This window comes from Streptomyces sp. NPDC046712 (assembly GCF_040645695.1).
In the GTDB taxonomy this organism is placed as follows: Bacteria; Actinomycetota; Actinomycetes; order Streptomycetales; family Streptomycetaceae; genus Streptomyces.
This window is the reverse complement of the sequence record NZ_JBEYYW010000042.1, coordinates 25,152-38,454: the sequence shown is the minus strand read 5'-3', so window position 1 is coordinate 38,454 and position 13,303 is coordinate 25,152. Positions and strand designations below refer to the sequence as shown.

Genomic DNA, 13,303 nt, shown 5'->3' with positions numbered 1-13,303 from the left:
AGGGGCCCGAGCGAGAGGCGGAACGAATGCGGCCGGAGCCTGACCGGGAGGCGCGCGCCGAGCAGCCGCGGCCGGTGATTCTGGATCCGCTGGTACGGCGGCTCGTCGACGCCTCGGCGACACCGCCCTTCCTCCACGAGCTCGAACCGGAGACCGCACGCCAGGCGTTGCAAGAGGCCCAGGGCGATCGGATCGACGACTTCGACGTGGACGCCACCTTCCACGCGGCGCCCGTGGGGCCCACCGGTCTGGTGGGCTTCTGGGTCTTCCGGCCGACCGGTCTCGTGGGCCGGCCCCCCACCATGCTCTACGTCCACGGGGGCCGCTGGATGCTGGGCGACGCGCAGACGCACGCATGGCTCGTCAGCGAGCTGGTGCGCGAAGCCGGTGTCGCGGCCGTCGTTCCCGAGTACAGCCGCACGCCCGAGAGTCGCTATCCGGTCGCCCTCGAAGAGTGCTACGCCCTGCTGACCTGGACGGTCGGACAGGCCGAGCCGCTCGGACTCGACACCGACCGGCTCGCGGTCGCCGGCGACTGCGCCGGGGCCACCCTCGCCACGGCGCTCACGCTGCTGGCGCGGGAGCGCGGGGGTCCGGAGATCCGCGCCCAGCTGCTGTACTACCCACTGACCGACGCCCGTTGCGACAGCCCGTCCCAACGGTTCTTCGCCACCGGATATCAGCTCACCCGGGATGCCGTGCGGTCCTACTGGCGGGAGTACGCGGTCGATCCCCGGCAGCGGGAGGAGCCGACCGCGGCCCCGCTGCGTGCGAGTACGGCAGCGCTGGCGGGACTGCCGCCGGCGCTGGTCGTGACAGCGGAGGCCGACGTCGCCCGGGACGAAGGGGAGGAGTACGCGGACCGGCTCCGACAAGCCGGTGTCGCCGCGACCGCGGCGCGATTCCAGGGCACGGTCCACGACTTCGTGTCACTGAGCGCTCTGCGCAACAGCCCGCCGACGCTTGCGGCAGTGCGGCTCGGGGGCAGGTTCCTGCGCGCTCGCCTGCGGTGAGAGAGCGCCGGGCGCTTCCCTACCGACGCGCCCGGCGGGGACGGGCCCGGCGCGCCGTCGCAGAATCATGAGCGGGAGTACTGAGCAGAACACCAGTCGGGTGACTGATGGCTCCGACGGCAGGCGGTCCGAGACTGGACGCAGGAGACAGTCGCATCCCGTCGGAGGTCCCGTGAGCGCTGTGTGAAGCACGGCCGTCGTGCCCGGGTGTCGTATGGCGTCCTCGAAGCACTCCCGCCCTCACACAGCCCGCCCCTCCGCCGTCGGTCCGCGGCGTCCCCGAGCCACGCGAGAACCGGCTTCGCGCCGGTCGCCGGCGCACGTTCCGCTGTTCCGACGCTCTTCAGGGAGCGTCCGCACGACCATCACGAGGGGTCATGATGTCCGTCGTACTCTCCATCCTGCCGCTCCCCCCGTCCGAGCGGGCCGAATACTGGCAGAGCATCGTCTCCGACACGTTGGTTCCCATCGACGTCACGCTGCGCGAGCGCGAGCCCGCGGTGGGGACGATCACCGTCGACAGACTCGGCCCCCTCCAGATCTCGGTGATCGAGGGCGGCCCGGCGAGCGCGTCGCGCCACGCCTCCCTGATCTCCAGGGGCGGAGAGGAGTTCCTGACCATCACGCTCCAGCACCAGGGAACCGGGCGGCTCACCCAGGACGGGCGTCAGGCCCTGGTCCACCCGGGCACTTTCACCTGCTCCGACGCCGGCCGGCCCTACAGCAGGGAACAGCCGGACAACTTCCGATTCACCTCGATCCTCGTGCCGAAGGAGGTGCTGCCCGTGACGGACACCGAACTGCGGGCGATCACGGCGACCGTCTTCGACAGCCACTGCGGCACGTCCGGAGTGGTCGCCGGCCATCTTCAGCGTCTGGCGGACCGGGCGGCCGAATTCGACCCGTACACAGGCCGGCAACTCGCGATGACCGCCGTCGACCTGCTGACGGTGCTGGTGCGCGAGCGGCAGGGGCTGCTGAACCCCCACGCGTCGGAACTGGCCCGCGGGATGCTGGCCCGCATCAAGGAGTACATCCTGCGACACCTGGCCGATCCCGACCTCTCTCCGGAGATGATCGCGTGCGCGCACCACATGTCGGTCCGCTATCTGCACAAGCTCTTCCAGTCGGACGGGACCACGGTGGGTCGTTGGATCCACCGCGAGCGCCTGGAAAGGTGCCGACGGGAGCTGTCCCGGCAGTCGCGGACGGCCCCCGCCGTCTCGGCGGTGGCCCAGCGCTGGGGCTTCGTGAACCCGTCCCACTTCAGTCGCGCCTTTCGCACCGCGTACGGGATGTCGCCACGGGAATGGCAGTCGAGCGCGCGTCACGCGTGAACCGAGGCGGTGATCGCTCGGCGTCCCCGTACCGACCGGCCGGCCGCCTCGCGCGGACGTGCCGACCCCACACCAACGGCGTGGGATCGGCACGGGGCCCGGTCGGGGCGCGGGTCAGTGGGCGGTGGACCGGACAGCGTCCTGGATCAGCTCGGCCACGGCCTTCGGCTGAGCGAGCATGACGAGGTGCGAGGAGTCGACCTCGACGGTGGTCATTCCGGCCCGCCCGTAGCCGAAGCGCTCCACGTCGGGGTTGATGGTCCGGTCGGAGGTGGCGACCAGACCCCAGGACGGCTTGCTCTTCCACGCCGCGACCGTGGCCGCCTCCGAGAAGGCCCGTGCGGCCAGGGGACGCTGGGAGACGGCGAGCACGGCGGCGAGCTCGGGGTCGACGTCCGCGGCGAACAGGGCGTGGAACTTCCCGACCTCCACCGAGACGTCGGTGCCGGTCTCGTCGGACCCCGCCACGGAGAACGGCGTGTAGACGAGCGCGTCGGCGAGGCCGGAGTCGGGGAAACGACCCTGCAGCTCGCCCAGGCTCTCGCCCTCCTCCAGGGCGTATCCGGCCAGGTAGACCAGCGCCCGGACATTGTCCTCCGTGCCGGCGAGGGTGATGACGGCGCCACCGTACGAGTGCCCCACCAGGATCACGGGGCCGTCGATGGCGCGTATCACCGAGGCGATGTACGCGGCGTCGTCGACGAGGCTGCGGTTGGGCACCGCCGGGGCCACCACCTCCAGGCCGACGGCGGTCAGTTCGGGGATGACACGGGCGTAGCTGGAGGCGTCGGCGAAGGCGCCGTGGACCAGCACGACGGTGGGGCGGACGGATCGGGACATGCGAGAACTCCTCGGGGCGTAGGTGGACGTGTGGAAGGCGGAATCGTCGTGCTTCAGAGGCCGAACCGTGCGCGGCGCGCCTCGGGCACCAGGTCGGCGTACTCGCGGTGCTTGCCGATCCAGCCACGGATGAAGGGGCAGTACGGCAGGACGTGCAGCCCGCGCGCGCGGGCGTCGTCCAGGGCGCCCTGGGCGAGCAGCCCGCCCAGCCCCCGGCCGGCGAAACGGGGATCGATCTCGGTGTGGATGAAGGCGATCTCGTCCTCCGAGAGGAAGTACTCGGCGAAGCCCGCGGTCTTGGTGCCGTCGTCACCGGCGAGGATCTCGTAGCGGGACTTCTCGGGGCGGTCCACCACCTGCGGTTCCATGGGTGCTCCTGTGCTGTTGCGGTGTTCGTGGGTCGGTGTGCCAGCGGGGGTGTTTCAGAGCGTGCGGCGCACGCCCGCCTGGCGTTCCAGGTTGCGGAGCTGGACCGCGAGGTCGCCCTCCACGGCGGCGTGGGCGGGGCCACTGCGGCCGATGGGCAGGACCTCCTCGCTGCGCATGTCCTCCAACATCAGGGCGAACGCGGCGTACATGGCGACGAGCGCCACCAGGAGGCCGAGGGCCCCGGACGTGCGCGTGAGCCATTCGGCGTCGGTGAGACCCGACAGACCGGTGGCGGCCCAGCGGGGCAGGGAGACCACCAGGACGAGCCACAGCGCGCGCTTGGGCCGCGTCACCGCGGCCATCAGCGCCCCGAAGCAGAGGAACGCCAGGTTGAAGACGCCCAGGACTCTGAGCCCCTCGGCCGCGCCGCTGTACATGACGAGCGCGTAGGCCAGCCAGCTGCCGGCGAACACGCCCATGAGCGTCGCCGCGATCACGTCACGGGCGCCGAAGGCCAGGATGCTGACGAGGAATTGCAGGGCGAAGGCCGGCAGCACGCACAGGGCGACGGCGCCACGGGCCTCGGTCTCGAAGAGTCCGAGCTGCATGCATCCGGTCATCACGGAGGCGATCGCCACCGTGAAGAAGCCCAGCGGCATGGGTGAGGCGATGGGGCGCAGGTTGATCCGGGTCATCGACCGGAGGTCCGGCTCGAAGCGGCGACCCGGGAGAGCCTCCGGCCGGCCGGAGGGTCCGTCCTCGTCGCCGCCGGCGGAGGCGGAGTCTGTACTCATCGTGGGGATCTCTCGTTCAGTGCTCGAAGCAGGGGTCGAGGAACGGCGGAGGCGTCTCGGGAGCGGAGCCACGAGCGACGCGCCATCGGCGCTGCTGCTCGGACTCGGCGACCGCCTCGGCCACGTGCGAGGCCTGGCGGGCACCGCTCTGGTAGCCGCCGAAGCGGGCCACGGGGCTCCACCGCGGACTCACCGGCGGGACGACCTCGTCGAGTCCGTCGTACTCCGCGCTCGCGTAGACGATGCGGCCGCCGACGACGGTGAGCACGGACTCGATGTCGGGGATGACTTCCTCGGGCACGGTGAGGAAGTCGTCGGACAGGATGGCGAGGTCGCCGTACCAGCCCTCCCGCAGGATTCCCTTGACGTCCTGCTCGCCGGTGAGCCGGGCTCCGCCGCGCGTGTAGAGGTCGAGGGCGGTCTCCCTGCTGATCAGGTTGTCGGCCGGGTAGAGCGCGGTGCCGCCGACCGTGCGTCCGGTCACCAGCCAGTGGAGCGCGACCCACGGGTTGTACGAGGAGACGCGGGTGGCGTCCGTTCCGGCGGCGACGGTCAGGCCCCGGTCGAGCATGGCCCGGACCGGCGGGGTGTGGGCGGCGGCCTCGGCGCCGTAGCGGTCGCGGAAGGCGGTGCCCTGGAAGGACATGCGGTTCTGGACGGACACGGCACCACCGAGTGCGGCGATCCGGTCCAGGCTGTCGGCCGACACGGTCTCCGCGTGATCGAAGAGCCACCGGTTCCCGCCGGGGAAGAGGCCTTCCGCCGCGAGTTTCTCGAAGACGGCCAGGTCGCGGCGGATCGTCTCGTCGTAGGTCGCGTGGAGCCGGAAGCCCCAGCCGTTCTCCAGCAGGAGCCGGACGGCCTTCTCGAACTCGGCCTCGTACCCCTCGGCGAGTTCGGGACGGGGTTCGGAGAAGTTCTCGAAGTCGGCGGCGGCCCAGGTCAGGTTCTCACCCGCGCCGTTCAGCCGGAGCCACTCGTCCCCGTCCCCGGGCTTGACCATCTCGGTCCAGCGCTTCAGGTCGGCGAGCTCCTGGCCGGCCGTCTGCGGGAACAGGTGGTAGGCGATGCGCAGGGACAGCTCCCCCGAGCCGGCGAGGTCGACGACCGTGGCGTAGTTGTCTGGGAAGTTCTGGAACCCGCCGGCGGCATCGACCGCGGAGGTCAGCCCGAAACGGTTCAGCTCACGCAGGAAGTGTCGCGTCGACGTCCGCTTGTCGGCCTCGTCCAGCGTCGGCGCTTTGGCCAGCGTCGAGTACAGGATGAGAGCGCTCGGCGCCGCGAGGAGGACGCCGTTGGGTTCGCCGTTCCGGCCCCGCACGATCTGTCCGCCGCGCGGATCGGGGGTGTCGCGGGTGAACCCGGCGGCTTGGACCGCGGCCCGGTTCATCAGGGCGGACTGGTACAGGTGCAGGACGAACACCGGGGTGTCGGGGGCGGCTTCGTTCAGCTCGGCGACGGTCGGCATCCTGCGCTCGGCGAACTGTTCGGCTGTCCAGCCGCCGACGACCCGGATCCACTGCCCCTTGGGGGTGCGGCCGGCCTGCTCGCGCAGCATGGCCAGGGCGTGGCGGAGGCTGCGGACCCCGTCCCAGCGCAGCTCCAGGACGTAGTTCAGGCCGCCCCTGATGACATGCAGGTGCGAGTCGTTGAGGCCGGGGATCACCCGGCGGCCGAGGGCGTCGACGACCTTGGTCCCGGGCCCGACGAGGTGGGCGAGGTCGTGGTCGTCGCCGAGGGCCGCGACCCGGCCGTCGCGGATCGCGACGGCGCGGGCCTCGGGTCGGTCGGGGTCACCGGTGAACACCTTCGCGTTGCGGACGAGGAGGTCCGCTTGCGCGTGTTCCCTGCGCGGGGCGGGCACCAGGCCCGCCACCGGCATGCTGGTCGACTGCCCGGTCATGCCAGGGCCTTGCGCAGGGTGTCGGTGGCGACACCGATGGCCAGTTCCGCGCCCTGCGTCTCGCGCAGTGCGTTCAGCATGACGAAGTCGTGGATGGCGCCCTGGACGCGCAGGGCCGTGACGGGGACGCCGGCGGCGCGGAGCTTCGCCGCGTACGCCTCACCCTCGTCACGCAGGACATCGGCCTCGGCGGTGATGACGAGTGCCGGCGGCAGGCCGGTGAGCTGCTCGGTGGTGGCGCGCAGCGGTGAGGCGGTGATCTGGGCGCGCTCGGCCTCTTCGGTCGTGTACTGGTCCCAGAACCACTTCATGGCGTCGCGGCGCAGGAAGTAGCCCTCGGCGAACCGGTGGTACGAGTCGGTCTCGAAGCTCGCATCGGTCACCGGGTAGAAGAGGACCTGGTGGGTGAGGCGGACGTCGCCGCGCTGCTTGGCCATGAGGGTGAGGGCGGCGGTCATGTTGCCGCCGACCGAGTCGCCGGCGACGGCGATCCGCGTGCCGTCGAGGTCCTTGTGGTGTCCCTCGCGGGCCACCCACTGGGCGACGCCGTAGTTCTGCTCGATGGCGACGGGGTAGCGGGCCTCGGGCGAGAGGTCGTACTCGGGGAAGACCACGGCCGCCCCGGTGCCGACGGCGAGTTCGCGGACGAGCCGGTCGTGGGTGTGGGCGTTGCCGAAGACCCAGCCCGCGCCGTGGATGTAGAGGACGACGGGGAGGGGGCCGGTGGCGCCGCGCGGGCGGACGATCCGGGCGCGGACGTCGCCGGTCGGGCCGCCGTGGACGGTGACCCATTCCTCGTCGACGGAAGGCAGGGGGACGCCTTCACCGTTCTGGACGTCGTCCACGGCCTTGCGGCCGTCCGCCACGGGGATCTGGTAGAGGAAGGGCGGCTGAGCGGTGGCGTCGGCGAAGGCCTGGGCTGCGGGTTCGAGGGTCGGCCGGTTCGGCATGAGGGTTCTCCTTCGAAGGGTGTACGGGGCGGCGGTGGGGCGGGGAGGGTTCAGCGGGTTCCTGGGCCTCCGCCGGGCATGAAGCGGCAGGCCTGCTCAGTCGAGGAAGGCGAGCAGGGCGGTGTTGACCTCGTCGGCGTGTGTCCAGATCAGGCCGTGCGGGCCGCCGGGCACGATCGTCAGCTGGGCGCCGGTGATGAGCTGGGCCAGCGGGATCGCAGTGACCCCGACGGGCAGGGTGCGGTCGGCGTCGCCGTGGATGATGAGGGTGGGGACGTCGATGCGCGGCAGGTCCGCGCGGAAGTCCGTGAGCCAGGCCTGGACGCAGTCCAGGGTGCCCTTGGCGGAGGCGCTGACGGCGACGTTCCAACTGGCCTGGACCGCCTGCTCGCTGATGCGCTCCCCGCCGAGCACGTCCACGTTGTAGAAGTCGGCGAGGAAGGCCGTCATGAACGCGAACCGGTCCGCGGAGATGCCTTCTTCGATGCCCTTGAAGACACCCGCGTCCACCCCGCCCGGATTGTCGTCCGTCTTCAGCAGGAAGGGCGGCACGACGCCGATCATGACTGCCTTGGCGATGCGGTCGGAGCCGTACGTGCCGAGGTAGCGCGTGACCTCGCCGCTGCCCATGGAGAAGCCGACCAGGACGGCGTCACGCAGGTCGAGGGTGGTGAGGACCTCGTTCAGGTCGGAGGCGAAGGTGTCGTAGTCGTAGCCGTCCGCGGGCTGGTCGGAGCGACCGAAGCCGCGCCGGTCGTACGTGACGACCCGGTGGCCGGCGGCGAGGAGTGCGGCGGTCTGCTTCTCCCAGGAAGCCCCGTTGAGCGGCCAGCCGTGGATCAGCACGACGGGCTGTCCGGTGCCGTGGTCCTCGTAGTAGAGGTTGATGGGTGCGGAGCCGCCTTCGGCGACCTTGATGAACGGCATGGGTGTGCTCCTTGCGTCGGTGTGGTGGTGTGGTGGTGTTGCGTTTCGGATGGCTGGGAGGCGGTGGCCTCAGAGGCCGTACGCCTCCAGCAACCGCAGCCAGACTTCGCTGACCGTCGGGAAGGCGGGAACGGCGTGCCGCAGACGCTCGAGCGGGACTTCGCCCACGATGGCGACGGTGGCCGTGTGGATGAGTTCGGTCGCCATCGGGCCGGTGAGGGTGCAGCCGACGACGACGCCACGGGTCTCGTCGACGACGAGCTTGGCGTGGCCGCGGTAGTCGTCCGCGTACAGCGCGGCCCCGGCGACGTCGTCGATGCGGTACTCCACCGCGCGTACCGCGACTCCCGCTTCGCGTGCCGCGCGTTCGGTGAGACCGACGCTCGCGACCTCGGGGTGGGTGAAGACGGCCTGCGGGACGGCGATGTGGTCGGCCTCCGCGCTCCAGGCCTGCCGGCGTCCCGTGTCGGCGGGGCGGCCTGCGGCACGCTCCGCGATCGCCGCAGCGCAGGCGCGGGCCTGGTACTTGGCCATGTGGGTCAGCGGCGCGCGGTGGTTCACGTCGCCGACGGCGTAGAGCCAGTTCCCGTCGAGGGTGGTGACGCGGCAGGTGTCGTCGACCGGCAGCCAGTCGCCGGCCGGCAGTCCGACGGTCTCCAGACCGAGGTCCGCGGTGCGCGGGCGACGGCCGACCGCGGCCAGTACCTCGTCGCAGACGAGAGTGGCGCCGTCGTCGGTCTCCACGGTCACGGTGCGGGTGGCCTCGTCACGGACGACCCGGGTCGCCGAGACCCCGAAGCGGATCGTGACGCCCAGACCGGTCAGACCGCGGGTCACCTCTTCGCCGGCACACGGCTCCCAGCCGGTCAGCAGGGCCTGGCCGCGGACGAGCAGGGTGACGGAGGAACCGAGTGAGCGCCACGCGGTGGCCATCTCGCAGGCCACCACTCCCCCGCCGATGACGACGAGCCGCTCGGGTACCGCATCGGCCGTGGTGGCCTGCCGGTTGGTCCACACGCCGATCCGGTCGAGTCCTTCGACGGGCGGCAGCGTGGGCTCCGTGCCGGGGCCGAGGACGACCGCGAGCCGCGCCCGCAGAGCGCGGACCGAGCCGTCGGCCCCGGTCACCTCCACCCGGCGCTCTCCGGCGAGCCGACCATGCCCTCGTACGAGGGATATGCCGGCGCTGCTCAGCCAGTCGGCCTGGCCGGTGTCGTCACCGCGGCCGGTGAACCGATCGCGGCGGGCCAGGACCCGCGCCGGGTCGAGTGCCGCGGTCACCGCCTGCCGTGCCCCGTCGACCGACAGCGCGGCTTCCCTGGCCGCGCCGGGACGCAGCAGGGCCTTGCTCGGCACACATGCCCGGTACGAGCACTCGCCGCCCACCGTCTCGGCCTCGACGACGACGGCGGTCAGTCCTGACCGGACGACCCGATCGGCGGTGACCTCGCCGGCCGGCCCACCACCGACCACGACGACGTCGTACGTGTCCTCCATCAGCCGCGCACCAGAGGGGTGTCCACGAGGTGCTCGGCCAGGAACCACACCTGCGCCTCGCCGGTGCGGATGACGTCGGAGACGAGCAGGTCGATGCTGCCCTCGTCGCCTTCCGCCGATATCCGGGCGGCGGCGTCCCGCGCGTCGATCAGGATCCGCTCGTGCGCGTCGAGGAGCCGCGACAACATGACAGGGACCTTCTCCACGCCGTCCGGCGGCCGGGGAATCCCCGTCAGCTCCGCGACGTGGCGCGGGTCTCCGACGGCGACGCCGCCGAGGCTCTGGATCCGCTCGGCCAGCGCGTCCACGATGGCCAGTTGGGCCTCGGCGTGCTTGTCCAGCATCAGGTGGAGCGAGTAGAAGGTCGCCCCGCGCATGAGCCAGTGGTGCTTCTTGTAAAGGGAGTACAGGATCTGCGTGTCGGCCAGTACGCGGTTCAGGCGCTGGCAGGCGTACATGCGGGTGTCGTGGCCGAGGCCGATCGGCAGCTGCTTGAGCGTGCCGAACGTCTGGGTCTCGTCGCCCTTCTGGTGCAGCAGCGGCTGGCCGCCGCCGCGCGGGGGCGCGGTGGTAGTGGTGTCCATCATCTACTCCTGGCAGGTGGAAGGGCCCGGCCGTCCGGTCGGGGGCTCGGAGCGGCCGGACCCGGTCTTCGCGGCTCGCGCTCAGCGGCCGCCGGGGGCGGCGGTCCGCGGCGCCGCCGGGGCCGTCCGGTGCAGGACGAGCCGGGTGAGCAGCCCGCTACCGAGACCGGCCGCAAGGGCGAGGGCGGCCCACCACAGCGGGTACGGCGTGAGGCCGAGGGCCGCGTCGAGGGACCAGGCACCGGGTCCGGTCGCGGCGAGAGAGGTGGCGGCGCCGATGAGGACGAGCGGGTACTCGTATCCGTCGTTCTGCACCCAGAGGCCGTTGTGCCATTTCACGGTGAGCGCGACCGTCATGACCCCGATGGCCCCGGTGGCGGCGAGCGGGGTCACGAGGCCGGCGGCGAGCAACAGACCCGATCCGATCTGGCCACCGCCTGCCGCCAGGGCTGTGAGGACTCCGCCGCGGAAGCCGTCGGCGCGGAACTCCTCCGCGCCGCCGTCGAGTCCCCTGCCGCCCAGGTGTGAGCTGATCTTCTGCACTCCATGGCCGGCGACGAGCAGGCCCACCAGCAGACGCAGGATCAGAATGCCGGTGTCCACGGCTGTCAGCCGGCCGCGTGGGCGCCGATGACGCTCTGCGCGTACACGACGCCCAGGCCGTAGGCGCCCGCGTGGGCCTTGACGATCTCCATGACCGCGCCGTACGTCTCCTGGCGCGCCCAGTCGCGCTGCAGCTCGAGGAGCACCTGCACCCAGGTCACCGGCACCGCGCCGGCTGCGATCATCCGCTGCAGGGCGTGCTCGTGGGCGGCCGGGCTGACGCCGCCGGAGGCGTCGGAGACCACGTACACCTCGTACCCCTGCTCCAGGGCGGAGAGTGCGGGCAGCACCAGGCAGACCTCGGTCCACAGGCCCGAGAGGATGATCTTCTTGCGCCCGGTCGCCTTGACCGCCGCCACGAGCGCCTCGTCCTCCCAGGCGTTCATGGTCGTGCGGTCGATGACCTCGTGCTTGGGGAACACCTCGGCGAGCTGGGGCAGCAGGGGCCCGGAGAACGACTCGGCGGCGACCGTGGTCAGGACGGCCGGCACATCGAACGCCTGAGCCGCCTTGGCGAGACCCACGGTGCTGTTGATGATCGCGGCGCGATCGCCGCTCCCGGTGCCGAAGAACATCTGAGGCTGGTGGTCCACGAAGAGCATGACCGCGTTGTCGGGCGTGAGCAGATCCGCGCTCGGGGCGGCCTGCACCTTGGCGATGTCGAACATGAGGGGTCCTCTCGGAGCAGTCGGTATGGCGCCCCGCCGCCTTCGCGGCTGGGCACACCCCGAACGTACGACCGGTCCGGCCGCCCGACTTTGCTCCCTGTGCCCAGGAGTTGGCACGACAGCGCACAGCAGAGTGGACCGGGCCGGTCAGGACTCCCGTCTCTCACGACCGAGAACCTGGCGACCGCTCCGGCGGGCCAGATGCTCCACCCGCCGCGAGAGGTTCAGTGCTCGCAGAGGGAGAATTCCCGTTCGTAGAGCTGATCGTTGTGTTCGTCGACGAAGAACTTGCGTTCCTGCATGAGCTGTTCGCGGTAGTCCTTGGCCTGTTCAAGCGTCATGGTCGAGGTGTCGGACCACGGTTGCTGCGGTGGCACATCCGATGTCGAGACGATCTTTTCCGACGGGTCGACCAGGAAGAACGCAAGAATTTTGCGGTGTCCCGGACGGGTGGGGTCCACGAGGCGGAATGACCCGACGCGGTGTTGCAGGATGTTCGGGAACGCCAGGCAGCGACCCGCCGGCGTCGACGCCGATCCCAGCACCTGGTTCAGTGCGTCTTCGTTCTCCAGCCCGTAGACCTCACGCAGACCGTCGTCGTCGTTCTGTTCATAGTTCGGGTCGTCGAGTGCCGCCCGGAAACCCAGCCGGCTCTCGGTGATGTTCTCGCTGTCCCAGTAGTAGATGCCCGTCGAGACGATCCGCTCGTTCAGCATCCCCTCGACATGCCAGGAGCCGCCGGGGTACTCGGGCTTGTCCGGGGTGAGGTGAATGGTGGCGAGCTTGACGATGACCTGGAGGCGGCGGCCGCGCAGGTCGACTCGGGCGGACGCGTCGGGGGCCTCGGGCGGGGTGAAGTCCGGGGCGTCCGGGATGATCGGACGGCGGTTCTCCCACCAGTCTTCCTGGGCCTCCGTCCATGCGTCGAGGGCATCTGAATAGGCCCCGTTGTCGCTGTAGGAGGCTTTGTTCGGATACTCCGGCTCCGAGTCGTACCACCCATAAGGATCGGCCTCGATCCGCAGGGGCCGTGGATGGCGCAGATCGGTGAGCACGTTCTCCAGCAGTGGGAGAAAGCGTGCGAACAGGTCCGGCAGGACGGAGGCGAGTTCGTGATGGGTCTCGGGGTGGACGTTGTTGACGTACGAACGGAAGGAGACATCGCCGTCGTCACTGACGTCGACATCCGTGGGCAGCCACTGGAACTTCTCCGAGAACTCGTACTTCGAGTAGCGGTCCGTCGGGTTCTGCCAAGCCCGCTCGGGCGCCCCGCTCGCCTCTCTCACGAGGCAGAACAGTGAGGGATGAACCAGATCCAGTACCTGGCCGTCGGATCCGGGATGCCAGTCCTGTTCTGCTTCGGGGACCTGTTCCAGAACCCGAACCGCCTCGCGCAGCCGGGATGCGAGCTTGTCGTCGACCAGTGTGTCCGACTGCCACACCCCGTCGACGGCGGACACCTCGACGCCGGTTCGTCCGTCCCGCAGCGCGGCGTAGTGGGCGAGTTCGGCGAGCACGTAACGAACCTGCGCTTCGGTGAGGCCCTGGGCGACCGCTTCTTGCGTCCACCTGGCGACGATGTCGGCATCGTTCATCTTGTCGAACCACCCCGGCTTCGCCCGAAGGTGCGCGCTGCACTGCATCATCTCGAGTTCCCGCAGCGTTCGTGGTGTCGCGAACGATATGGAACGGGAAGCGTGGAAGGGCAGCGGGAAGGCAGACAGGCCGGTCAATTCTCGTGGTCCCTACGGTCGGTGTGCGGTGGCGGGCAGGATAGCTCAGCAGACTGACACCGCAGCCGAACTGCGCGCCCACCAC

At 70.8% G+C, this 13,303-nt stretch carries 13 protein-coding genes; 2 read left to right on the top strand and 11 right to left on the bottom strand.

Annotation, left to right across the window (positions count from 1 at the left end; genetic code table 11):
- Positions 1–26 precede the first annotated feature (26 nt).
- Both ABZ939_RS34755 and ABZ939_RS34750 read left to right on the top strand, forming a co-directional pair.
- Positions 27–1,013, top strand: coding sequence for an alpha/beta hydrolase (locus tag ABZ939_RS34755; protein WP_361864230.1), 987 nt, complete (start codon positions 27–29; stop codon positions 1,011–1,013).
- A 377-nt stretch (positions 1,014–1,390) separates the two neighbouring features.
- Positions 1,391–2,350 carry a helix-turn-helix domain-containing protein gene (locus ABZ939_RS34750; RefSeq protein ID WP_361864228.1) on the top strand — a complete coding sequence of 320 codons (960 nt, stop codon included), beginning with the start codon at positions 1,391–1,393 and terminating at the stop codon, positions 2,348–2,350.
- Positions 2,351–2,464: 114 nt separating this feature from the next.
- Here ABZ939_RS34750 and ABZ939_RS34745 read toward each other — a convergent pair whose 3' ends face one another.
- From ABZ939_RS34745 to ABZ939_RS34695, 11 genes are all read right to left on the bottom strand, one after another.
- Positions 2,465–3,190 (bottom strand): alpha/beta hydrolase, encoded by a 726-nt coding sequence (locus ABZ939_RS34745; protein WP_361864226.1) that lies wholly within the window; start codon positions 3,188–3,190, stop codon positions 2,465–2,467.
- Positions 3,191–3,243: 53 nt separating this feature from the next.
- Entirely contained in the window at positions 3,244–3,558 is a 315-nt protein-coding gene (locus ABZ939_RS34740; RefSeq protein WP_361864224.1) for a GNAT family N-acetyltransferase, read from the bottom strand.
- Between the two features lie 54 nt (positions 3,559–3,612).
- Positions 3,613–4,353 (bottom strand): GPR1/FUN34/YaaH family transporter, encoded by a 741-nt coding sequence (locus tag ABZ939_RS34735; RefSeq protein ID WP_361864222.1) that lies wholly within the window; start codon positions 4,351–4,353, stop codon positions 3,613–3,615.
- A gap of 16 nt (positions 4,354–4,369) precedes the next feature.
- Positions 4,370–6,256 (bottom strand): amidohydrolase, encoded by a 1,887-nt coding sequence (locus ABZ939_RS34730; protein ID WP_361864220.1) that lies wholly within the window; start codon positions 6,254–6,256, stop codon positions 4,370–4,372.
- On the bottom strand, positions 6,253–7,206 hold the full coding sequence (locus tag ABZ939_RS34725) for an alpha/beta hydrolase (protein ID WP_361864218.1): 954 nt from the start codon (positions 7,204–7,206) through the stop codon (positions 6,253–6,255). Before ABZ939_RS34725 ends, ABZ939_RS34730 begins: the two co-directional genes overlap by 4 nt.
- A 96-nt stretch (positions 7,207–7,302) precedes the next feature.
- Positions 7,303–8,133, bottom strand: a complete 831-nt coding sequence (locus ABZ939_RS34720) for an alpha/beta hydrolase (RefSeq protein WP_361864216.1) — start codon at positions 8,131–8,133, stop codon at positions 7,303–7,305.
- Between the two features lie 69 nt (positions 8,134–8,202).
- Positions 8,203–9,630: an NAD(P)/FAD-dependent oxidoreductase gene (locus ABZ939_RS34715; protein WP_361864215.1), complete on the bottom strand. Its 1,428-nt coding sequence runs from the start codon at positions 9,628–9,630 to the stop codon at positions 8,203–8,205.
- Positions 9,630–10,214, bottom strand: a complete 585-nt coding sequence (locus tag ABZ939_RS34710) for a DNA starvation/stationary phase protection protein (RefSeq protein ID WP_361864251.1) — start codon at positions 10,212–10,214, stop codon at positions 9,630–9,632. Before ABZ939_RS34710 ends, ABZ939_RS34715 begins: the two co-directional genes overlap by 1 nt.
- An 81-nt stretch (positions 10,215–10,295) precedes the next feature.
- The gene (locus ABZ939_RS34705) at positions 10,296–10,817 is read right to left on the bottom strand and encodes a DoxX family protein (RefSeq protein ID WP_361864213.1); all 522 of its coding nucleotides are present in this window, start codon (positions 10,815–10,817) and stop codon (positions 10,296–10,298) included.
- A gap of 5 nt (positions 10,818–10,822) precedes the next feature.
- Complete coding sequence (locus ABZ939_RS34700) at positions 10,823–11,485, bottom strand: hydrolase (protein ID WP_361864211.1); 663 nt, start codon at positions 11,483–11,485, stop codon at positions 10,823–10,825.
- Positions 11,486–11,709: 224 nt separating this feature from the next.
- Positions 11,710–13,218 carry a DUF4246 domain-containing protein gene (locus ABZ939_RS34695; RefSeq protein WP_361864209.1) on the bottom strand — a complete coding sequence of 503 codons (1,509 nt, stop codon included), beginning with the start codon at positions 13,216–13,218 and terminating at the stop codon, positions 11,710–11,712.
- Between the last annotated feature and the right edge of the window lie 85 nt (positions 13,219–13,303).